Origin of the sequence: Ruegeria sp. HKCCA4633, assembly GCF_013034605.1 — a bacterium.
Lineage (GTDB): Bacteria > Pseudomonadota > Alphaproteobacteria > Rhodobacterales > Rhodobacteraceae > Ruegeria.
Genome location: NZ_WQGJ01000002.1, coordinates 164111 through 185362, shown reverse-complemented (window position 1 = coordinate 185362; position 21252 = coordinate 164111). Strand labels below are relative to the sequence as shown.

At 56.7% G+C, this 21252-nt stretch carries 18 protein-coding genes; 7 read left to right on the top strand and 11 right to left on the bottom strand.

The window, feature by feature from the left end; genetic code table 11:
- Window positions 1-48: 48 nt before the first annotated feature.
- Entirely contained in the window at window positions 49-1425 is a 1377-nt protein-coding gene (locus GOV85_RS07470) for an aminotransferase (RefSeq protein WP_171176581.1), read from the bottom strand.
- 106 nt (window positions 1426-1531) lie between these two features.
- On the opposite strand from GOV85_RS07470, the gene GOV85_RS07465 reads away from it, so the two are divergent.
- The gene (locus GOV85_RS07465; RefSeq protein WP_171176579.1) at window positions 1532-2458 is read left to right on the top strand and encodes a LysR family transcriptional regulator; all 927 of its coding nucleotides are present in this window, start codon (window positions 1532-1534) and stop codon (window positions 2456-2458) included.
- Between the two features lie 11 nt (window positions 2459-2469).
- Here GOV85_RS07465 and GOV85_RS07460 read toward each other — a convergent pair whose 3' ends face one another.
- The 4 genes from GOV85_RS07460 to GOV85_RS07445 all read right to left on the bottom strand — a co-directional run bounded on the left by GOV85_RS07460 (window position 2470) and on the right by GOV85_RS07445 (window position 7628).
- Entirely contained in the window at window positions 2470-3576 is a 1107-nt protein-coding gene (locus tag GOV85_RS07460; protein WP_171176577.1) for a Hint domain-containing protein, read from the bottom strand.
- Between the two features lie 136 nt (window positions 3577-3712).
- Window positions 3713-5509, bottom strand: a complete 1797-nt coding sequence (locus GOV85_RS07455; protein WP_171176575.1) for a cobalamin-dependent protein — start codon at window positions 5507-5509, stop codon at window positions 3713-3715.
- Window positions 5510-5580: 71 nt separating this feature from the next.
- Window positions 5581-6840, bottom strand: a complete 1260-nt coding sequence (locus tag GOV85_RS07450; RefSeq protein WP_171176573.1) for a Xaa-Pro peptidase family protein — start codon at window positions 6838-6840, stop codon at window positions 5581-5583.
- Window positions 6837-7628, bottom strand: a complete 792-nt coding sequence (locus GOV85_RS07445) for a 2OG-Fe(II) oxygenase (RefSeq protein ID WP_171176572.1) — start codon at window positions 7626-7628, stop codon at window positions 6837-6839. The genes GOV85_RS07450 and GOV85_RS07445 overlap by 4 nt, the downstream gene beginning before the upstream one ends.
- 60 nt (window positions 7629-7688) lie before the next feature.
- On the opposite strand from GOV85_RS07445, the gene GOV85_RS07440 reads away from it, so the two are divergent.
- Window positions 7689-8618 carry a LysR family transcriptional regulator gene (locus GOV85_RS07440; protein ID WP_171176570.1) on the top strand — a complete coding sequence of 310 codons (930 nt, stop codon included), beginning with the start codon at window positions 7689-7691 and terminating at the stop codon, window positions 8616-8618.
- Window positions 8619-8742: 124 nt separating this feature from the next.
- Here GOV85_RS07440 and GOV85_RS07435 read toward each other — a convergent pair whose 3' ends face one another.
- Entirely contained in the window at window positions 8743-9558 is an 816-nt protein-coding gene (locus tag GOV85_RS07435; RefSeq protein ID WP_171176568.1) for an IclR family transcriptional regulator, read from the bottom strand.
- A gap of 210 nt (window positions 9559-9768) precedes the next feature.
- Here GOV85_RS07435 and bhcA point away from each other — a divergent pair, with 210 nt between their 5' ends.
- From bhcA to bhcD, 4 genes are all read left to right on the top strand, one after another.
- A complete protein-coding gene (gene bhcA, locus GOV85_RS07430; RefSeq protein WP_171176566.1) occupies window positions 9769-10959 on the top strand; it encodes an L-aspartate--glyoxylate aminotransferase BhcA in 1191 nt (396 codons plus the stop codon).
- Window positions 10960-10969: 10 nt separating this feature from the next.
- Window positions 10970-11944 (top strand): beta-hydroxyaspartate dehydratase BhcB, encoded by a 975-nt coding sequence (bhcB, locus tag GOV85_RS07425; RefSeq protein WP_171176564.1) that lies wholly within the window; start codon window positions 10970-10972, stop codon window positions 11942-11944.
- 12 nt (window positions 11945-11956) lie between these two features.
- Window positions 11957-13120 (top strand): 3-hydroxy-D-aspartate aldolase BhcC, encoded by a 1164-nt coding sequence (gene bhcC / locus GOV85_RS07420; RefSeq protein WP_171176562.1) that lies wholly within the window; start codon window positions 11957-11959, stop codon window positions 13118-13120.
- Window positions 13121-13209: 89 nt separating this feature from the next.
- On the top strand, window positions 13210-14190 hold the full coding sequence (gene bhcD / locus GOV85_RS07415; protein WP_209509419.1) for an iminosuccinate reductase BhcD: 981 nt from the start codon (window positions 13210-13212) through the stop codon (window positions 14188-14190).
- An 11-nt stretch (window positions 14191-14201) separates the two neighbouring features.
- Here the strand turns inward: bhcD and GOV85_RS07410 are convergent, their stop codons facing one another.
- The 5 genes from GOV85_RS07410 to GOV85_RS07390 form a co-directional block, all read right to left on the bottom strand.
- Window positions 14202-14882, bottom strand: a complete 681-nt coding sequence (locus GOV85_RS07410; protein WP_171176559.1) for a GntR family transcriptional regulator — start codon at window positions 14880-14882, stop codon at window positions 14202-14204.
- A 128-nt stretch (window positions 14883-15010) separates the two neighbouring features.
- On the bottom strand, window positions 15011-16036 hold the full coding sequence (locus GOV85_RS07405; RefSeq protein WP_171176557.1) for a proline racemase family protein: 1026 nt from the start codon (window positions 16034-16036) through the stop codon (window positions 15011-15013).
- Between the two features lie 77 nt (window positions 16037-16113).
- Window positions 16114-17364: an FAD-binding oxidoreductase gene (locus GOV85_RS07400; RefSeq protein ID WP_171176556.1), complete on the bottom strand. Its 1251-nt coding sequence runs from the start codon at window positions 17362-17364 to the stop codon at window positions 16114-16116.
- 66 nt (window positions 17365-17430) lie between these two features.
- A complete protein-coding gene (locus GOV85_RS07395) occupies window positions 17431-18363 on the bottom strand; it encodes a proline racemase family protein (protein WP_171176554.1) in 933 nt (310 codons plus the stop codon).
- Window positions 18354-19313 carry a dihydrodipicolinate synthase family protein gene (locus tag GOV85_RS07390; protein WP_171176552.1) on the bottom strand — a complete coding sequence of 320 codons (960 nt, stop codon included), beginning with the start codon at window positions 19311-19313 and terminating at the stop codon, window positions 18354-18356. Before GOV85_RS07390 ends, GOV85_RS07395 begins: the two co-directional genes overlap by 10 nt.
- A 649-nt stretch (window positions 19314-19962) precedes the next feature.
- Here GOV85_RS07390 and GOV85_RS07385 point away from each other — a divergent pair.
- Window positions 19963-21105 carry an aminotransferase gene (locus GOV85_RS07385; protein WP_171176550.1) on the top strand — a complete coding sequence of 381 codons (1143 nt, stop codon included), beginning with the start codon at window positions 19963-19965 and terminating at the stop codon, window positions 21103-21105.
- The last annotated feature ends 147 nt before the right edge of the window (window positions 21106-21252 follow it).

Genomic DNA, 21252 nt, shown 5'->3' with positions numbered 1-21252 from the left:
CAGCGGCGCAGCGACCGGGTGAGAGCTTGGATCTGACCCTAAAGCAAATCAGATCTTGGTGCGGACCACGGCCCACGCGTCGTCCAACGCGCCCTTGAACCGTTCAGTCGCAACATCAATCTCATCCTCATTGATGATCAGCGGCGGCATAAAGCTCATCCGGTCGCCAATCGCCCGCAAGTACAGACCCCGATCATGGGCAAAGTTCTGCACAAGTTCGCCCACTTTCCAAGAGGGATCGAAAGGTTCGCGGGTTTTGGCATCCTTCATCAGTTCGAAACCGCAGAACAGGCCAACACCCCGCACCTCGGCCACAAGCGGGTGATCCGCCATAGCGTGGCATTTTTCCAGGAACCGGGTCGAGACCCTGCGGACATGGCCGACCAGATCCATCTCGTCGTATATATCCAACGCCTCAAGCCCGACGGCAGCACCTACCGGGTGTCCGGCATATGTGTAGCCGTGACCGAACGTGCCAACCTCATCCGAGTTCTTCATCATGTCGGCGTAAATCTCATCCTTGAACATCAGCGCCGAGATCGGGAAAAACGCCGCCGACAGCGCTTTGGCACACGAGATCATGTCAGGCTCTAACCCCCAGGTCTGCGAGCCCCACATATTGCCGGTGCGACCAAAGCCGCAAACGACCTCGTCGGCCAGGAACTTGATGTCGTATTTACGTAGAACCGCCTGCATTTCTCGCCAATAGCCTTCGGGCGGCATCAGTGCACCACCGCCTGAGATGGCCGGTTCGGCAAAGAATGCCGCCACGGTTTCAGGGCCTTCCGCTAAAATCAGCTCTTGAAACTTGGCCGCCATTCTGGCCGAGAACTCTTCTTCGCTCTCACCGTCGATGTGGAAGCGGTAGTAGTTTGGCAATTCGGTGTGCTTGAATTCGGACAGCGGCAGGCCAAATTTGGCATGCATATGCGGTTGGCCCGACAAGGACACGGTGGCTATCGTGTTGCCATGGTAACCGCGTACGCGGCCAATGATCTTACGGCGATTGGGCTCGCCTTTGGCGGTGTTGGCGTACCACAGCAGCTTGATCGCAGTATCGTTCGCCTCGGACCCGGAACACTGGAACATTACCCGGTCCATGTCGACCGGAGCCATACCAATCAGGCGCTCACCCAATTCCGCAACACGTGGGTGCGAACGGTTGTAGAAGGTCGGTGCAAAAGGCAGAACATCCATCTGGCGTTTGGCCGCGTTGGATAGGCGCTCGTTATGGTAACCCAACGAGACGCAACCCAGCCCGGAAAACCCGTCGATGATCTCATGCCCTTCGCTGTCGTAGATGAAGACGCCCTTACCATGGGTGATCATGGTCGGGCCATTCTCGGCATGCTGACGCAAATTAGACTGCGGATGGACGTGATGCGCCTTGTCCTGTTCAATCGCGCGTCGGGCGTCAACGTTCATGGCGTATGCTCCAAAAGAAAACCTGCCGGGACTTCACCTTGTTATTGACTGAATTTCAATTTCGAAGTTTTTTGGTTTTTGTGAATATTTTTCAGGCTAAAAACACATGAAACCTCTCCTCGATCTGCGCCACCTGCAATTGATCCAAGCCATCAATGAAACTGGCCGGATCACTGATGCCGCCAAAAAGCTGGGCGTGACACCTTCGGCCCTGTCGCATCGTCTGCGAGAGGCCGAGCGCAGACTGGATGTGCCTCTGTTCACCCGAATGCACAAGAAACTGCGCCGGACGCCCGCTGCCGACTACATGGCAATCGTGGCCGAGCGCATCCTGACCGATCTGAGCCGCGCGGAAGAGGACGTGCGGCGCATGAATGCCAACGTACAACATGTCGTACGTCTGTCGGTTGAAGCCTACAGCAACTATCGCTGGCTGCCCTCGTTCATCAAGTTCATGAAGGCGCGCACCGACGGGATTGATATCCAAATCATGGCTGGCGCGCGCAGCGACCCGCTGAGCGGGCTACTAAACCGGCATCTGGACATCGCGATTACCTCTGGCACGGTCTCGCAAGCCGGGCTCAGCAGCATCAAACTGTTTGACGACCCTTTGCTTTACATCATGCCACCGTCACATCGTCTGGCGGATCACCCATATGTGGAAGGGTCTGATATCGTGGGTGAGCCATTTATCACCTATACCAAGATCCCAGAGCCTGACCGCGAATTCGCGCTGTTGTTCCGCCCGACGGACAGCTACCCGAAATGGGCTGCAACTGTCGAATTGCCCGAAGCGATTGTCGAGTTGGTTGCCTCGGATCTGGGTACCAGTGTGCTTTCGAACTGGGCGCTTCAGTCAGCGCTCAAAGAAGGCCGCATCGTTGGCGCTCAGGTTACTCGGGACGGTATTTCCGTGCCGTGGCACGCAGTATTAAGGTCAGAGGATATGGAAGATGGTGATCCGATTTTACAAATCGCCAAGTTGTTGTCGGAATGGTGCAGCCTGCCTGACTGTGGGTTTCACATAACCTGACCGCAATAGGTCTAAAGTGCGATGTCAGCTAATGACACAAGGGGTTTCTCGTTCTTGACATGACGGTCAATGAGTTTCCGTTGCTGTTTGCCCGTCGGGATGAACCCGGCAGGCTCTGGCAACACATCCGTTTGTTTCAGTTCTGGGAACAGCACGAAAATCTCTTCTCGCGCCTCAGCGCTAATCGCCTTGAGCGCTTCGGGCCCGGTAAACAGGCTCTCTGACGGCGCGCCTTCAGCAAAGATGATCTCGTGCCGGTCAAACAGCAGGTGGAAGTATTCGACTTCCTGGACAGTCTTGTCCACGTAAACCCCAGGAAGGCTTGTCAATTTGATAGCCGGGACAAGAACCTCTGGGACGCCAAACATGCGTTCGGCAATGGACGAGCGGACAAGCATTCGATGCTGCCGCGATATCAACAGATCCCTCTGCGGAAATCCGTTTCCCAGAGACCCGGCAAGAATTCGAACCGGGTATAGCTTTGGGTTGGCATGAAGCTCTGATTCAGCGACCCGCCGTCTGCCAATCCATCGCACAGGTTGAGGTCCATGTTGACGTGTAAGGACCAGATCCGACAGTGTAATCTGTTCGACCCGCTCTGGCCCGGTCGTCGTTGAAATCAATGTTGACCCGGTGAAACAAGGTACCAGACTGCTCTCATCGACAGGCGGCTGTCCCGAAGACCCTGGCCCTTCTGCGGATGAGATAACCTCAAGCGGCACTCCGCGCGGTGGGAAACTACCAACAAAGGCCACACCTTCGGTGGTGCCAAACGAAGGAGAGGAATTGTTAATGTTGACACCAAGAACCTGATAGGTTTGCCCGGTGCTGTTGTCACGCAGCGTGATGCTGTATTCAGCCTCGATACGCGTCCCATCGGCATAGGTCGTACCATCAAAGCTCTGAGCACCGTTTAAGCGCTGGTTCCCGTCATTGTCGTCAAAATCGGAGTCCGATCCGGCGTCTGACACGTTTAGATCCGTCAGCGGGCCATTGCCGATCGTTATAAATTGACCGACAAGGTTTGACCCATCACCCTGGGTGATACCGCTCAGGCTTTCACCTCCAGTGATCGAGACCTGGCTGGCAGCCAAAGCGTGTACGATATAGTCAGCCATGTCCCCTCAGCTCACTTGCGGAACGCTTTTTCAGGCTAAAGGATTGTCGGCTTCTTGCAAACAGGCACAACAGATAAACATTGACGGATTCGCTATTGACGGACATTTCGCCCAAAGCAGCGCTACGTGAAAAGAGTTACAATCCACGGTCTGGTATGCTGCGGGCAAGCACATTCTCCAGCGCCTCAGCGGCAGCCTCCAGATTAGTGCAGGCAATGACCCCGATCTCGGTCAGCTGATCGGTCACATCCACAGGCAGGCTTGTATTCGTGCCTTCTGGTATCTCGTTCAACCGACCGCCGATCAGAACCGGCACATCCAACCCGGCCTCTTCCAACTTTTGCAACAGTGTTTTTGAGTACCGCAACGCCACGCCATTATACGTGCTAAGTGCAATGGCATCGGCCGCGTTTTGTTTGACCAAGGCCACAATGTGATCCGGGTCGCTTGAAACGCCACCATCTATGACAACAAATCCTGCTTTGCCGAACACCAGATCCAAAAGCATCTTCCCATGCTCGTGCACATCTGTGGTTGCAGTCAGAATACGGGCAGAAGACTTGGCCAAATGGGCCACTGCCCGACCGGCTTCAGAGGACATGAAACGCGCGGCGGCTTCTTCTAGTTCGCGATATGTTGTAGCGCTTACAATGGGGGTTCTGCGACGCGGCGCATCTGGCCTTTCTTCACCTCCGCCAAAGGCTTGCTCCAAAGCGCGCCCACCGATGCGACGCAGGGCCAGCAGCATCTCAAAGGGATCGTCTGTATTGATGCCACCTTTTGACAATCCAGCAAGAACCCGATCTGCAAAACGCTGACCTTCGCGTAGCAGCATATCGCTGATCCGATCAATCTCAGTCATGTCAAACAGGGGCAGATACCCCTCTGCCAGCTCGGTCAACCTGCTCAAATGACATTGTGCGTCGCAAATCTCGGTCACGTCGGGGATGCGCTCATTCTCGCTTACTGGAACCGGGTTCAGCGCGTGCCCGCTTGGTCGCAACCGCTGCGCCACAATATCGGACAAAAGATACGAGGACAGCCCTGCATAGTTTTCGGCACGCGATCCTTTGTAAAGCACCGTTGCGCCATAGATCTGCGACCCCGGAACCCCATCGCTGATCTGCGCCAAGGCGCGTTGAAATGCCAGACGCGTCAGGGGTTCGGTAAAGTGATGGCCATAGCAAACAGCATAAGGCGCGCCGATCAGCCCGGTTACAATGTGCTTCTCAAGCAAAGCCTGACCCAAGACCGAGGTCAGGTCCTCGAATATTGCGGCGTATCCGTCATCCAGATTTGAGTGCACCAATACAGGAACAGGTTGCGCGGCAATCAGGCCAAGCGCCTTAACGGTAGCTTTTGTGGTCTCTATATCGTCTTGGTAGCCCGGCAGACGAAACGTGAAATACTGCCCCAGATTGCCGATCGTTGTGGCCCCAGCCGCAAGTGCAGCGCATGTGTTTTCCAGAGCTGCCGGAAACCCCAGCATGAAATCACCGAAATGCATCGCCGCGGGGCTGGCTTGTGTAAGACGCGCAAACGCGTCCGCGTCCTTTAGGATAACACCTGTTCCACGCACGTTTTCGGTTCTTTGATGTCTCGGAAACCCCATCGACCAATCCAGACACATACCAAAGCGATCAACCCGTGCACCGCGCTGGGCGCAGGTATCATACACCCTTCGGATGGCATCAATACTGTGGGACACGTCCCGAAATCCAAGATGCGCATGCTGCATAACCTGCCCGGACCGGATCATGGACTTCTTGTAGTCAATCTCGTTCTTGTACCCGGTCGCGACCTGGAAAGCACTGCTGCCGACACGCCAGTCCGACACCATTTTTTTACCACAGCTCAACAGCTCTGGGCCGCTGATCAGGTCCTGCTCTGGCAGAAGCGCCGCTCTGTCAATTCTGAGGTTTCGATCGTCCATTTCGCCACAATGGCCAATTCAGTGCAGCAGGCAAGTCTATTAACCCCAGCGATTTCCGGTGACGAAGGCACCTAGATACTCTCCCAAGGGAAACTGTCCAACCGTTCAATCCCTGTTTCGGTTACCAGCACCTGAGTTTCCAGTTTGACACTTTCCGAGCCCTCTTCCCCAACAAGACTTTCGACGCAGACGACCATTCCCGGCTCGATTACGCCCGACATGGCGGTCTCATCGAAATCGACATGCAACGGGATGACAGGCCATTCATCTGCCATGCCCACGCCATGGACCGCCAGCGAATATCGATAGTCAACATGCCGTTCAGGAATGCGCCAGCTTCTTTCGTTAAACTCGGCAAATGTCATCCCCGGCTTCAACACATCCAGGTTATGGTAGATCTGATCCACAGCCGTCGCATAGATCCGCCGCTGCGTATCCGTCATCGGGGTATAACCACAGGTCCAACTGCGGCTGAGGTCCGCGCAGTAACCGTACGGGCCAATCATATCTGTATCAAACGATATCATTTCACCCAATCGGCATACCCGGTCCGAACATTCTTTGTACCAAGGGTTTGTATTAGGACCGCAGGTCAAAAGCTTGGTTTCAAGCCAATCTCCGCCCGAACGTGCATTCTCAAAATGAAGATGGGCCCATAGCTCGCGTTCGGTTACGCCGGGAACTGAATGTTCGTAGATACGTGCCATCCCAGCTTCGCAGACGCGAATGGTCCAACGCATCAGTTCGATTTCGTCAGGGGACTTGATCGAGCGCGCGCGCTCCGTCAATTCACCCCCTTCCACGAAAGTTAGACCGCGCTTTTGAAGCGCGTGAAGTCCCGGGCCGTCCAGCCTGTCTGCAGCAAAGCGGCGATTGCCACCACCATGTTGGCGGATTACGTCAGCTATTTCATCAGCCCAACCTTCAACGCCAACAGGGGCTTTGTCGCCCTTTGTCATGAACATCCATGACACGGCGGTTCGAATTTCGTCGATACCGGGCAAACCATTGTTCAGGTGTTCACAGCCCTTGAACTCCCACAGGATTGCTGGGCCGCCCGCCAGGATCATCGCATAACGAACCGGATTGTGGCCCGTCCAAATCTGCATGTTCGAGCTGTCGACCGCATAGCGGATATTAATCGGATCATAGAGCAACAGACCTGCCACATCATGCTGTGCCATCTGCTGTCGCAATCGGGCCAATCGATAGGCACGGGCCGCATCCAGAGTGGCCTGTGGGACTGGGCTGATCAGCGGCTTATCCGCACCGTCGCGGTTCAGGTAGGTTAGCTTGCGCTCATCCTTGAAGGCAGGGCGCACCTGAGTCATGACACGGAACGCCCATAGAAACCAATTTGTTCTTCGGCGGAAAAATAAACGCCAGGGGTCTCATAAAACGAGAAAATCGCGATCACGCGTTCGGTGTCGCCTTGAACAGGTACAACACGGTGCGGTGTATTCACCCCACGGAACACATTAAGCGCGCCGGGCAACGGCATGATCCGTTTTACTTCCGGGTCCTTCCCGGCCAGAACAGCGACAACACCTTCATAGTTTTGGTCATCCGGCGTGCGCAGGTCTTTGCGATACTCAAGCTCACCGCCCACCTCAGGGGCCTGCAACAAGATCGTCGTCGTGAATTCCGAGCGGTCGAAATGCCAGTTCAACCCTTCGCCATCCCGTGTTGCCTGCACGTTCACACGCGCCATGGGGTCATCCATCTGATACAGCTTTTCTTTGCCCATTGTTGCAGCCAGAAAGTCGGCGAAGGGTTGCCATTCGTATACATCGATCACCGGGTTGCCCTCTAGCTGATCGGCGCACAGTGTATGGTTGACAGTCTGCGATTTGACCATCGCCGGATGCGCATCGTCGATGCCGGGCATATCATCTTTGAAGTAGACGTTGTGTTTACGCGCATGCCTGAATGAGACTGTGTCCAACGCGGGTTTCGCCGCATCTGCAGCTTGCTGTGCGATGCCAGGCTTAAAAAATCCTGGCAGGTTGAACATGCCGTCAGATGCCAGGTCTGCCCGACACTTTTTCACCAGTTTCTCGTATTCCCGGCTGTCAGGTCTGTGCAAAGGGTATTTTTCAAGATCCAGCAAGTGCTTCATCGCGCGTCCTCCTTTACTTCATTGAAGTTCAGTTTATGACAAAAGCAACCAGGAAAATTATTGGGTATCATAAGTTTTACTATGGGCTATGGGCACACTCTTCCGCCTCTGACCGCGTTGCGCGCCTTTGAAGCCGCAGCCCGATGTGGCAGTTTCGTATTGGCTGGGAAAGAACTGAGCGTCAGCTCGGCCGCGATCAGTTTACAGATCAAAACCCTTGAGGATCATCTCGGCAAAAAACTGTTCGTCCGCAAAGGCAACCGGATTTCGCTGACGGATGCGGGTGAAATGATGTACCCCAAGCTCGCTCGTGCCTTTGAGGAAATGTCTGAAGCCGCTCGGATCGTACGCAGCGATACGTCAACCCGGCAGTTGGTTGTCAGCGTGCTGCCGGCATTGGCTGAGTTGTGGTTTCTGCCCAAAGCCATCACGTTTACCGAAGAAACCGGAATATCGCTGGATGTTCGCGTTCAGGAAGACCCGATCGACTTTGAACTTGAAGCCATCGACATACGTCTGACCTATGGCTCGGCGCTTTATCCGGGTTACCGGGAAACTCGCCTGTTTTCAGATGTTGCGATACCGGTCTGCGCCCCCTGGTTCTGTGAAGCATATCCCAACATGGATGAAGCACTGACAAATGTCCCGGACAACAAATTCATCCACAACAAATGGGGCTCAAACTATGCAAGCGAGCCACTTTGGTCGGATTGGAGGCGCCAGGTCGAGTCTGATGCAACGCCGTTTTCTGATGCGGGTTTGACGATCAACGATTTGACCTTCGCCATCGCAACAGCCAAGCGGGGGGCCGGTATCGCGCTGGTGCCTTCCGTCCTGGCCAAAACGGACCTTGCATCGGGGCTACTCGTTATCCCGTCGAAACATGCCTTGAAAATGAAAAAGGACTATGTTTGCGTGATCCCGCATGCGCGTTTCGATACCTCTGCCGTCCGTCAGTTCAGCGCGCATCTGGCACTGAATTGGGCATGAGCGAGCACCGGCACACCGCTAGTTAATCAACGCTTGATCGCTTAGATGATGGTCTTTGCCCAGGGCAAGTCCCTGAGTATTTGTTTCGAATGTCACGTTCATAGCGCACAAAGGCAGAGGCTGCTCAGCGCGGCTGACCACCGATTGCCAATGTAATTTCGTGCGCCGCCTCAAGGACCATTTCGCCGAAGTAAGCAGCGTTCGCTTTGTTGATCCGCGCAGTGGGGCCAGAGACGGAAATACCCGCACATGCAACGCCAAATTGGTTTTGAATTGCCGCTCCGGTGCAGGACATTCCCTCGTAACGCTCCTCATCATCAAAGGACCAACCGCGTTGTCGGATCAGTGTAAGATCTTCAAACAGAGACGCCGTCGATCTATGCGTGCGATCTGTGTAAGGCTCAAACGTAAGGTCCGACGTCAGCCTGCCCAAGGCATCCTGGCTAAGCTCGGCCAGCAATGCCTTTCCGGTCCCCGACGCGTACATCGGCGTCCGCGCGCCGGGCGGGAAAAAGGCCCTGATCGGATTGCTGGTTTCGATCTGATTGACGAATACCACATGGCTTCCATCTGGCATTGCCATATTCGCCGTCTCACCCGAGTCGCGCATAAGCCTGCGCAGGATCGGTCGACCAATCTCAACCACGCTGTTGCGGTTCAGATAAGACGCACCAGTCCGATACGCCTCGATCCCGATCATCCATTCCTGGCGTTGCTCATCAAAACTGACATAGCCGCGGTTGGACAGCGTCGTCAGTATGCGATGCGTCGTAGCCGTTGGCACGCCCGTCTCGCGACTGAGGTCGCTCAGCGTGCAGCGTTCCAGCGTCGCCAGGGTCGTCAATGTCTCCAAAGCCCGGTCCAGGGATTGCAGTGTTCCGGCTGAACTTTCCTTGAACAGTGACTTGGGCCTGCCGCGCGGCTTTTTATGATTCTCCATGGGGATTTTCCTATGTGGTCCACAGCTCGCTTTTAGGCTTCGCTGCAGAATTTTTCAAATTTGAAAAATTTCCTCTCCAAAGTGAAAAACGATCTTACCCATGTGTTTCAATGCGCTAGGTAATTTTTTCGCTATGTGAAAAACATTTTCGAGAAAATTGCAAACCCCAAGCATTGGTAACATCATATTACCAAAGAGGAGGGGCAAGCCATGTCTCAACAAAACCCAGTTTTTATTCCGGGGCCCACAAATATCCCCGATCGTCTGCGTCTTGCGATGCAGGTTCAGACGCAAGACCATCGTGCGCCCGATTTTGTTGAAACGTTTGCCCCTGTGTTGGAAGACACCAAGCGGGTATTTGGGACAACCTCGGGCCAGGTCATTACCTTCCCGGCCAGCGGGACAGGCGGTTGGGAGGCCGCGATGACCAATACGCTCAGCCCTGGCGATGCCGTCCTCGTGGCGCGCTATGGCATGTTCAGCCATCGCTGGATCGACCTGTGTCAGCGTCACGGGCTGGATGTCCGGATCATCGAATGCCCATGGGGCAGCGGTGCTCCGGCGAACAAGTTCGCCGAGGCTCTGGCCGCCGACAAGGCCCATGAGATAAAGGCGGTTTTGGTCACCCATAATGAGACGGCGACTGGCGTACGTTCGGATATTGCAGCGGTACGTAGGGCAATGGATGCCAGCACTCATCCGGCGATGCTGTTTGTAGATTGCGTCAGCTCGCTGGCCTCGATGCCCTTCGCGTTTGACGACTGGGGCGTTGATATCGCGGTCTCGGGCTCGCAGAAGGGCTTCATGCTGGCCACCGGAATGGCGATCTTGTGTGTCAGCCCCAAGGCGCTGGCGGCGATGGAGACGGCACAACTGCCGCGCACCTTCTTTGACTTCCGCGACATGATGAATGCCAACGCGTCGGGCGGCTTTCCCTATACCCCGCCGCTGCAGCTGATCTATGGCATGCGCGAAAGCCTGAAAATGCTGTTCGAGGAAGGCTTGGACAATGTCTATGCCCGCCACTTCCGTCTCGCCGAAGGTGTGCGCAAGGCCACCTCGGCCTGGGGGTTGGAGCTGGTGGCGCAGTCGCCGGATCTCTACTCTGACACCCTCAGCGCGATCTATGTACCCGACGGCTTCGACAGCAATGCGCTGACGGATCATGCCTTCAACACATATGGTGTCAGCTTTGGCATCGGGTTGGGCGAGATGAACGGCAAGGCCTTCCGCATCGGCCATCTGGGCAGCCTGACGGACGTGATGGTTCTGTCCGGTCTGGCCACGATCGAAATGGCCATGGCCGATCTGGACTATCCGATCGAGCTGGGCCGCGGCGTGGCCGCAGCGCAGGAATACTTCCGCGCGGGCCGTGCCACACCCATGCAATCTGCAGCGTAAGGAGGCTCTGATGTTGGATGCAATGACCACAGCCGATTGCCTGACCATCGCCGATATGCGCGAGGCGCATGAGCGGATCAAACCCCATATCAACCGCACCCCGGTGTTGCGGTCGGAGTATCTGGACGATCTGACCGGCGCGCAGCTGTTCTTCAAATGCGAGAACTTCCAGGAGGCGGGCGCTTTCAAAGTGCGCGGGGCCTGCAATGCGGTCTTTGGCCTGAATGACGAGGCCGCCGAGCGCGGCGTCTGCACGCATTCTTCCGGCAACCATGCGCTCAGCCTGTCTTATGCGGCGGGCCGCCGGGGCATTCCCTGCAACGTGGTGATGCCGCGCACGGCACCGCAGGCCAAGAAGGACGCGGTGCGCCGCTATGGCGGGATCATCACCGAATGCGAGCCCTCGACCACCTCGCGCGAGGTGGTGTTTGCCGAGGTGCAGGCCCGCACAGGCGGCGAGTTCGTGCACCCGTATAACGACCCGCGCGTGATTGCGGGGCAGGCGACCTGTTCGGCGGAGCTGCTGGAACAGACCGACGGGCTGGACGCGGTGGTTGCGCCCATCGGCGGCGGTGGCATGATCTCGGGCACCTGCCTGACCCTGTCGAACCTGGCGCCCGAGGTGCAGATCTATGCCTCGGAACCGGAACAGGCCGATGACGCCTATCGCAGCTTCAAGGCTGGTCACATCATCGCCGACGACGCACCGATCACCATCGCCGACGGGCTGAAAGTGCCGCTGAAAGAAAACACCTGGCACTTTGTGTCGAACTTTGTGCGCGACATCCACACCGCCAGCGAAGACGAGATCATCGCCGCGATGAAGATCACCTGGAAATACCTGCGCATCGTGATGGAGCCCAGCTGCGCCGTTCCGCTGGCGACGATCCTGAAACACCCCGAGGTGTTCAATGGCCAACGCGTCGGCGTGATCATCACGGGTGGCAACGTGGATCTGGACAAATTGCCCTGGACCCAGGGCTGAGGAGGAAGTGAGATGAATATGCCTGTGAATATCGACCAGCTTGAGGTTGGCTATGACATCCCCGCCGCCATCGGCATGGACGCATCCGAGATTCAAACCCCGGCTCTGGTGCTGGATCTGGACGCGCTGGAGCGCAACATCAAGAAGATGGGCGATTATGCCAAGGCCCACGGCATGCGTCACCGGGTGCATGGCAAGATGCACAAATCTGTCGACGTGGCGCAGCTGCAGGTCGAGCTGGGCGGGGCCTGTGGCATTTGCTGCCAAAAGGTCTCGGAGGCCGAGGTCTTTGCCCGTGGCGGCATCAAGGATGTGCTTGTGTCTAATCAGGTGCGCGACCCGGCCAAGATCGACCGTCTGGCGCGGATGCCCAAGCTGGGCGCGCGCACGATCTGCTGCGTTGACGATATCGACAATGTCGCCGATCTGTCCGAGGCCGCGCAGCACCACGGCACCCAGATCGAATGTCTGGTCGAGATCGACTGCGGCGCGGGTCGATGCGGCGTAACCACCACGCCAGAAGTGATCGCGATTGCCAAGGCCATCGACGCGGCCCCGGGGCTGAAGTTTGCGGGCATCCAGGCCTATCAGGGCGCGATGCAGCACATGGATCTGTATGAGGACCGCAAAGCCAAGATCGACATCGCCGTGGCGCAAGTCAAAGACGCCGTGGGCGGGCTGGCCGCCGAAGGGCTGGACTGTGACATCGTCGGCGGCGGCGGTACCGGGTCTTATTACTTCGAGAGCACTTCGGGCGTGTATAACGAACTGCAATGCGGCTCCTACGCCTTCATGGATGCCGATTATGGCCGCATCCTGGATGAAAACGGCAACCGCATCGACCGGGGAGAGTGGGAGAACGCCTTCTTCATCCTCACCAGCGTCATGAGCCATGCCAAGGCCGACAAGGCCATCGTGGATGCCGGTCTCAAGGCCCAATCCGTGGACAGCGGCCTGCCGGTGATCTTCGGGCGCACGGATGTGGAATATGTCAAATGCTCGGACGAGCACGGCGTGGTCGCCGACCCCGACGGTGTTCTCAAGGTCAATGACAAGCTTCATCTGGTGCCCGGTCACTGTGACCCGACCGCCAATGTGCATGATTGGTATGTGGGTGTTCGGAACGGCAAAGTTGAAGCGCTTTGGCCGGTCTCCGCGCGCGGCAAGGCTTACTAGCCGCCGCACATGCGTCCCGGGCGGCAGTTATCCCTTCCCCTGCCGCCCGGACCTGCACCCCAAAGCTCAAGGAAAAGGTCATGAAAGATATGACAGACAAACCCCTGCTGATCGTTGGAGAAGACCTCTGCCAGCAACTGGTCGGACGCCGCGAGGCCTTCGACGCGGTTCAGGACGTCTTTGCCGCCATGGCGCGTGGCGACGCCTATAACTTCCCCGTCATTCGTGAGGCAATCGGATATGCTGATGCGCTTTATGGCTTCAAATCCGGCTTTGACCGAGCCGGTCAAGTGCTGGGTGTCAAATCCGGCGGCTACTGGCCCGGCAACATGGACAAGGGCTTGACCAATCACCAGTCCACCGTCTTCCTGTTCGACCCCGATACCGGACGGCTCTCGGCACTGGTCGGCGGCAATTACCTGACCGCCGTGCGCACCGCTGCATCCTCGGCCGTGTCGATTGCCCATCTGGCGCGCAAGGATGCCAAGGTGCTGGGCATGGTCGGCGCAGGCCACCAGTCGACCTTCCAGCTGCGCGCCGCCGCCGAGCAGCGCGACTTTGAAAAAGTCGTCGCCTGGAACCCACACCCCGAGATGCTGCCCCGCCTGGGCGCGGTCGCAACCGAGCTGGGTCTGGAGTTCGAGGCCGTCAGCCCAGAGGACCTGGGTGCACAGGCGGATGTCATCATCACCATCACCTCGGCCTTCGAGCCACTGCTGATGAAAGACTGGATCAAACCCGGCACCCACCTAGCCTGCATGGGCACCGACACCAAAGGCAAACAAGAGGTCGACGCCGCGCTGGTCGCAGCCGCCACAGTCTTCACCGACGAGGTCGCACAGTCCATCACCATCGGCGAGGCCCAGCACGCTATTAAGGACGGCACTCTTGCCGAAGACCGGATCACCTCAATAGGTGCGGTCATCAACAATGATCATCCCGGAAGAACTTCCGAAAACGAAGTCACCCTTTTCGATGGCACTGGCGTCGGACTACAAGACCTCGCCGTCGCCAATGTCGCAGCTCGGATGGCGGAAGAGACAGGAAACGTAACACGCGTGGTACTTTGAAATAGGCCCGATTACGCCTCTTCAGCCGCGCGTTTCGAGGCGATCATGTCCAAAAGTTGTTCTTTGGTTCGCCGTATGTGGCGGACCAAAACATCGCAGGCTTCATCAGTTTTGCCTTCTTGCGCCAACTGCAGCAGGTCGCGGTGGTCCTTCTTTGCCGGTTCACGCTGTTTCATCACACTCAGATGCATACGAACATAACGGTCAGATTGAAGATTGATGCGGTCCAACAATTCATTGGTCAGTTTACGTTGCGAGGCGGCGTAAAGCGCCGAATGGTATTTGTAATTCAAAATGCCCCACTTACCCACGTCGTTTTCGTCATAAGACGCTTCCATCTGGGTCAAAATCTCATCGCACCGCGCGAAATCAGCGGATGTCATATTCGGAATGGCACGGCGAAACAGATCCACTTCGATCAGGATGCGCAAATCGAAAATCTCGCCTATTTCACTGAGGGAATGCTTGGTGACTGAACCGCCTCGGTTGTTGGCCCATTGCACCAGACCTTCGGCATTCAGACGTTTAAGCGCTTCACGGATCGGCATCCGTGAAACATCATATTCTTCGGCCAGAGCTTCTTGCCGGATCGTTTCACCCTCGGAGAGATCACCGCTCAGGATGCGTTCACGCAGGTCATTTGCAATAACCTCCGGTAAGCTCTGCTTGGTGATTGCGCGTTTACCTGCCATTTCAGATTTTGCCCTGCAGTATTTCAGATAGGGGTACCCATTTTTTGCAGCCTCTCCAAGCCGAACCAAAGAACTGGCATCGGCGGGACGAATCCGCGTGAACGGATACGGGATCGGAGATTGCGCATTCAAACACCCCAGGTATCCGACAAACGATACCCGCCTGGCCACGGGTCGTCGGGATCAAGCATGTGCTGATGAATACCAGTGATCCAACCGCGCCCGCTGATCTCTGGTATGATCGCCGCGCGATCCCCAACCTGCGCCGTGCCGACGATCCGCCCGGTGAAGCGCGACCCGATGATCGAGACCGCTTCGAAACTCTGACCAGGCTTCATCAGCCCCTTCGCCGCCATCAGCGCCATCCGTGCCGACACCGCTGTTCCCGTGGGCGAGCGGTCAACCTTACCCGGCTGGATCGCCACCGCAGACTTTCCGGAGAGGCCCGTTTCGATTTCACTGAGCGGGCCGCAAAAGGCGCAGAACGAGATATGGTCCCAATCCGGGTTCTCGGGATGCGAAAACCCAAGCTGTTCATTTGCGGCATTGGTGATCTTTACGCCCAACCGGGCGATATCGCGGGCTTCGTGCTCAGCGATTTCAAATCCCAGCGCCTTTGCGTCGACAACTGCGAAACTGTCGCCGCCATAGGCTGTATCCACGATGATCGTGCCCATCCCCGGCACCTCAAGCGGGACCGACAGTTTGTCGGCGAAACTGGGCAGGTTCTGCACGAAAATGCGCTGCGCCTTGCCGTTGCTGCATTCCGCCCGCACCCGGACCAATCCACCCGGGGCCTCAAGCACCATGTGCGTTTCGGGTTCCTGCATCGGAATGATCCCGCCATCCAGCAACACAGTCGAAACGCAGATCGAGTTCGATCCGGACATGGGTGGCGTGTCTTCGGGTTCCATGATGATCCACGCAGCATCAGCTTCGGGGTGTTTCGGGGGCACCAGCAGATTGACATGGCGGAACACACCACCCCGCGGTTCGTTCAGCACAAAGTTGCGCAGGGTTTGGTCCTGCGCAATGAAACTGCGTTGCGCCCAAACCGTGTCGCCGGGTGGCGGGCTGACGCCCCCAACAATCACATCCCCCACTTCGCCTTCAGCATGAGCCGAGATCACATGTATCGTTTTGCTGCTACGCATTTGGTTCCTCAGTCATGGTATGCGACAGGCGTTCGGCGCCTCGAATTCGAATTGACGGCAATCGCCCATCTTCCGGGTCAAAACCGTGTGGATGCATAAGGCGTCACATCAAGCGACGGTTTCCCATCAATGGCCAGATCTACAATCAGCTCAGCCGTGCCTGCGGATTGAGTAAGCCCCAGATGGCCATGGCCGAAAGCATAAAGGACCTGCGGTGCCCGCGCCGCGCGGTCGATAACCGGCAGGCTGTCAGGCAGAGACGGACGAAAACCCATCCATTGCTTGCCCCCTTCCAAGTTGAGCTTGGGCAGGAACCGTCCGGCTTTGGCCAGCAACGTGTCGGCGCGTTTGTAATTCGGGGCGAGTTTCAACCCTCCGAGTTCGACCGCACCGCCGACACGCACACCGTCGTTTATCCGTGTCACAACAAATCCGTGCCCGCCAAACGTTAGATGCGTACGCAGGTCAAAGGCTCCTTTGGGCAGGGTGGTATTATACCCGCGCTCTGTCTCAAGAGGAATGTGATCCCCTAGCGTCTTGGCCAATTGATGTGACCACGCCCCTGCCGCCACGATCACCTGATTGGCTGAAACTTCACCGCTGGCAGTTGTCAGGCGAACCCCCGCTTCGGTTGGCGTCAGAGAAGTGACACCTGCAATCTCAACACGACCTCCTCTCGCGGTGAACTTCGCCGCCAGATGGCTGGTCCAAAGGGCCGGATCGACCGTATTCATCCAGGTGGGCGTAAAACCTGCATGGGTAAACCGATGATCAAGACCGGGCTGAATCTCGGCAATTGCATCCGGACTGTCCAACAGATCAAAGGGAATGCCATGGTCCCGGCGCAAGTCCCAAGTGGGCAAGCTGGCACGGAACTCGGCTTCGCCTTCGAACAGCTGCAACTGACCATCGCGCTGCATTAGCACCTCGCCATCCACGTCTTTGATCTGACGCTCCAGCGCCGCCCGGCAATGGTCCATCAGCGCAGCTTGCGCCGACAGCGACGCGTCGTAGTGGTCCCGACAACTGGCCCGCCAGAACCTCAGCATCCAGGGTGCGATATTCAATGCATAAGCGGGCGGCACCGACAGCGGACCCAAAGGATCGAGCAGCCATTTCGGCGCTTTGCGCATGATCCCGGGCGTGGCAAGCGGCACGATATCGGTAAAGGCAAACGCCCCGGCATTGCCTTTCGACGCCCCTGCCCCGATACCTTCGCGGTCCAGCATCAGAACCTGCTTGCCGCGCTTTTGCAGCTCCAGCGCAGCGCTGATTCCGACGATACCCGCGCCGATTACAACAATATCCGCTTTTATGTCTTGCTGCATGGCCAGATGTTCTCAAATCTTGCTTCATGTCCGGGGACCGAATTACACCGGTCCCCGGTTTTTATGTCACAGGTAGATCCCAGCGCAGAACGGATCGTTCTGAGCGAAGATCAATTTACCCTCAGCCATGACATGGGCCTGCCCCGTCAGGGTCGGGATGACTCCACCGTTAGGACCGGGTTGGTAGCTCAGCCGGTAGGGGCTGCCGATCACACTTTCCTGTATGATCTCCTCCCCCGGAGCCAGCACCCCATCAGCAGCCAAACAGGCCAGACGCGCCGAACTGCCCGTGCCGCATGGGGACCGGTCGTATTCATCGTCCGGGCACAGCACAAAGTTGCGGCTGTGAATACCTTGCGATGGGGATTTGCCCTGCAAGATCACGTGATCCACGTCTTCTCCGTTCTCGCCGGTCACACCCTGCGCGATACAGGCTTCGCGGATGGCAATGGTCAGATCCGTCAGAGCGCGGATGTTGCCGGTCTCAACCGCAATCGGGCTGGGGTCGACAATAAAGAACCAGTTTCCGCCATAAGCCAGATCACCCGTCACCTGACCGTGGCCTTCAACTTCAATCGAAACCGACGCCCGAACTCGGCGGCTTTCAATATTGGTGACCCGTACAGTATTGGCGTCCAGCAGTTCGACCGAGATCAGACCCGCCGGAGTTTCGATCCTGTGCGTGCCCGGCGTAATCCGACCCAGATGCGCCAGCGTCACCCCCAGCCCGATGGTGCCATGTCCGCACATGCCTAAAACCGCGTCGGCATCGAAATAGATCACACCGGTTTCACAGTTCGGGTCTTCGGGGGGCACCAGAAGCGCGCCCACCATTCCAGGTTGTCCACGTGGCTCCAGCAGAACCGATTTATAGAACGCCTCATGCTCGGTGGCCAACAGACGGGCACGCTCGGCCAGCGGCCCCGATCCCAGATCAGGGCCACCATCCAAAATCACCCGTGTGGGCATCCCACCGGTATGGCTGTCGATCACATGCATTCAGCAATCACCCCACCCTGGCTTGACCAGTCGGCAAACCAGGTGCGGAAAAGGTTGTATTGCTGTTCGCAATAATTGCGCTGCGCATCCGACAATTCATCGGTTTCAACAAAATGCAGGCGGTATTCCTCTTCCCCGTTCAGAACCAGCAGATGCTTGTAATACAGCACCAGATCAGTGCCCTCGTCAAAGCTGGCCAACACACCAAAGGCTTCTTCCAACTCGCGCGCACGCTGACGGGCGTCGGCATGACCGGCCGCTGCTTTCTGGCACAAGGCGGCCAATAGCAGCGCCTCTTTCGGCAGCGCCGTTCCAATCCCGGTGATCGAGCCGGTGGCCCCGCAATTTACAAAGCCATGATAGACTTCGGTGTCTACACCCACCATCAGCGTAACCTGATCGTCTTGCGAGGTGATATGCTCTGCCGCATAGCGCAGGTCATCCTTGCCACCGAATTCCTTGAACCCTACTAGGTTAGGATGTTCGGCCCGCAGGGCAAAGAACAGATCGGCCCTTGTGGCAAATCCATAGACCGGGCTGTTGTAAATGATGGCCGGAACGTCGGGTGCTGCGGACAGTATGGCCTTGAAATGATTGCGCTGTGCCGCGACAGAGGACCCACGTGACAGTACGCGGGGGATAACCATAAGCCCCGCCGCGCCCACCTTTTGCGCGTGCGCTGCCAGTGCCACGGCGGATTTCGAGTTGATCGCGCCTGTGCCGACAACCACCGGCAGACCGGCATCGACCAAACGTTCCACGCCTTCCATCCGTTCAGCATCAGACAGCAAGGGCCAGTCACCCATTGAGCCGCAATACACCACGGCAGACATGCCTGCCGCAATCATTTCCTTACCCTTTTTAACGAGGCTATCGAAATCCGGCGTTCGATCCGTTTTGCACGGGGTCATTAGGGCGGGCATGGTACCAGTGAAGATGTTTTGAGACATGAAGATAACGTTCCTCAAGGTTGTAGGGGTGTGAGCGCTTTGCGCGTGTATGCTTGGTGTTTACAGGTGGCTGAGACATTTCCCGTAGGTTTCATTGGCTCAAGCGAAATGTAAAATGCGACCCCTTTCGAACATGTCCGAAGGCTCGGAATTTGTGGCACAAGTCTTGGGTCACTATAGCCGCAGGGTTTCAAACGCAGTCCTCCTGAATCATCTGACAGTGATGCCGTATCGGATTTTGTATCCAAAATCCAGTTCTGTTTGACCGAAGGAAGCCACATCCTGGAATTCAGCACAGGTAAGCACGTTGCGTTTCGTGAACAGGCTTGGAGCAGTCATTGTAATTAAGCCCATGGCTGTCCATTAAGTTCTGCAACCAGCGCCCCGTGCACCCGAATAGTCAGTTCCGACGGACTGGAAAAAATGCCGCCCATCGGCAACAGGCTTTTTTTGTCGGTGAACTCCGTAACGCGACATGGACAGCATCAGGCAAATAATGAGACAACACCGCAAACCGGTACCTAAGACAATCCACCTGGCAAAAGCCTGTGTTCTTTCGGCTTTGTCGGATTGGTCCCAAAGATACCTTTTGTGGAGCGCGCCATCCAAAAACGCGGCTTCGGATGAATTGACATTGAAGGAGAGACCGATGGAAATCAGGCCTTTCGGCGTTGAGATGTGGATGAATGAGTTCGAAACCAAGTGCGATCTCAACCTGGCAGAAACCTGTGTGGAGTCCATCACACTGGGTGAGCTGTTTGAGATGGCTGGCCAGCATAATCATATTCTGAATGATCTGTCGGCCCTAAAGATGACATATGGCGCAATCGAAGGATCTCATCGTTTGCGTGACGCTATCTGCAGTCTGTATGAAAATCAGACCCGCGACAATATCCTGACGACCCATGGAACAATCGGGGCCAATTCACTGGTACATCAAACATTGGTTTCGCGCGGCGATCATGTGATTTCGGTGATCCCAACCTATCAGCAACATTACTCGATCCCCGAAAGCATCGGCGCTGATATCGAACTCTTGCACCTGACACCGGAAAACGCGTTTCTGCCCGATCTCGACAAGCTCCGCGCTATGGTTCGACATGACACGCGGTTGATTGCAATCAATAATCCGAACAACCCGACCGGCGCTTTGATAGACCGCACCATGCTGGAACAGATTGTCGAAATAGCGCGCAGCGTCGATGCGTGGCTCTTATGTGACGAGGTGTATCGCGGCACCGATCAGAAGGGTGATGGATTTACGGCCGCCATAGCCGATCTTTATGAAAAAGGGATCAGCACGGCGGGTATGTCCAAGGCGTATTCGTTGGCAGGGTTGCGGGTCGGTTGGATCGCGGGACCGAAAGAGATGCTGCATGACGTGATGATCCATCGCGACTACAACACTATCTCGGTTGGGAAGGTTGACGAATTGCTCGCGGCCATGGCGCTTGAGAACCGTGACAAGATTCTGGCCCGTGCCCGACGGATCACCCGTGAGAACCTGCGTATCGTAGAAAATTGGATCGCAAACGAACCATTGCTGAGTTGGGTACCGCCAAAATCAGGTACCACCGCGCTACTCAAGTACGACCTGCCGATGTCTTCACGCGACTTGTGTGTTACGCTTTTAGAAGAAGAAGGCGTGATGCTGACACCTGGCAGCGCGATGGATATGGAGGGCTGGCTGCGGCTTGGCTACTCCAATCCGACGGCGGATCTTAAAGCAGGGCTGGAAAAGTTCTCAGGCTTTTTGGCGCGCCACAGCACGGCGAAAGATGCAGGGCACTGACGGCGCTTGGCATGGCTGGCTGTTCGGCGACCCCTGGATAGTACGCCCCGACGCATTCAGCTTTCGGACTTCCTGGCGCTTTTGCCGACGGAATTCCCCGGAGCGATAGAGAAAAGCTGGCGGCAACGTGGTCTTAGCGCAACTCGC

Bases quoted from the DNA above. Each gene is read 5' to 3' on its own strand.
- GOV85_RS07470 (WP_171176581.1), bottom strand. From the start codon at position 1,425: ATGAACGTTGACGCCCGACGCGCGATTGAACAGGACAAGGCGCATCAC.
- GOV85_RS07465 (WP_171176579.1), top strand. From the start codon at position 1,532: ATGAAACCTCTCCTCGATCTGCGCCACCTGCAATTGATCCAAGCCATC.
- GOV85_RS07460 (WP_171176577.1), bottom strand. From the start codon at position 3,576: ATGGCTGACTATATCGTACACGCTTTGGCTGCCAGCCAGGTCTCGATC.
- GOV85_RS07455 (WP_171176575.1), bottom strand. From the start codon at position 5,509: ATGGACGATCGAAACCTCAGAATTGACAGAGCGGCGCTTCTGCCAGAG.
- GOV85_RS07450 (WP_171176573.1), bottom strand. From the start codon at position 6,840: ATGACTCAGGTGCGCCCTGCCTTCAAGGATGAGCGCAAGCTAACCTAC.
- GOV85_RS07445 (WP_171176572.1), bottom strand. From the start codon at position 7,628: ATGAAGCACTTGCTGGATCTTGAAAAATACCCTTTGCACAGACCTGAC.
- GOV85_RS07435 (WP_171176568.1), bottom strand. From the start codon at position 9,558: ATGGAGAATCATAAAAAGCCGCGCGGCAGGCCCAAGTCACTGTTCAAG.
- bhcA (WP_171176566.1), top strand. From the start codon at position 9,769: ATGTCTCAACAAAACCCAGTTTTTATTCCGGGGCCCACAAATATCCCC.
- bhcB (WP_171176564.1), top strand. From the start codon at position 10,970: ATGTTGGATGCAATGACCACAGCCGATTGCCTGACCATCGCCGATATG.
- bhcC (WP_171176562.1), top strand. From the start codon at position 11,957: ATGAATATGCCTGTGAATATCGACCAGCTTGAGGTTGGCTATGACATC.
- bhcD (WP_209509419.1), top strand. From the start codon at position 13,210: ATGACAGACAAACCCCTGCTGATCGTTGGAGAAGACCTCTGCCAGCAA.
- GOV85_RS07410 (WP_171176559.1), bottom strand. From the start codon at position 14,882: ATGGCAGGTAAACGCGCAATCACCAAGCAGAGCTTACCGGAGGTTATT.
- GOV85_RS07405 (WP_171176557.1), bottom strand. From the start codon at position 16,036: ATGCGTAGCAGCAAAACGATACATGTGATCTCGGCTCATGCTGAAGGC.
- GOV85_RS07400 (WP_171176556.1), bottom strand. From the start codon at position 17,364: ATGCAGCAAGACATAAAAGCGGATATTGTTGTAATCGGCGCGGGTATC.
- GOV85_RS07395 (WP_171176554.1), bottom strand. From the start codon at position 18,363: ATGCATGTGATCGACAGCCATACCGGTGGGATGCCCACACGGGTGATT.
- GOV85_RS07390 (WP_171176552.1), bottom strand. From the start codon at position 19,313: ATGTCTCAAAACATCTTCACTGGTACCATGCCCGCCCTAATGACCCCG.
- GOV85_RS07385 (WP_171176550.1), top strand. From the start codon at position 19,963: ATGGAAATCAGGCCTTTCGGCGTTGAGATGTGGATGAATGAGTTCGAA.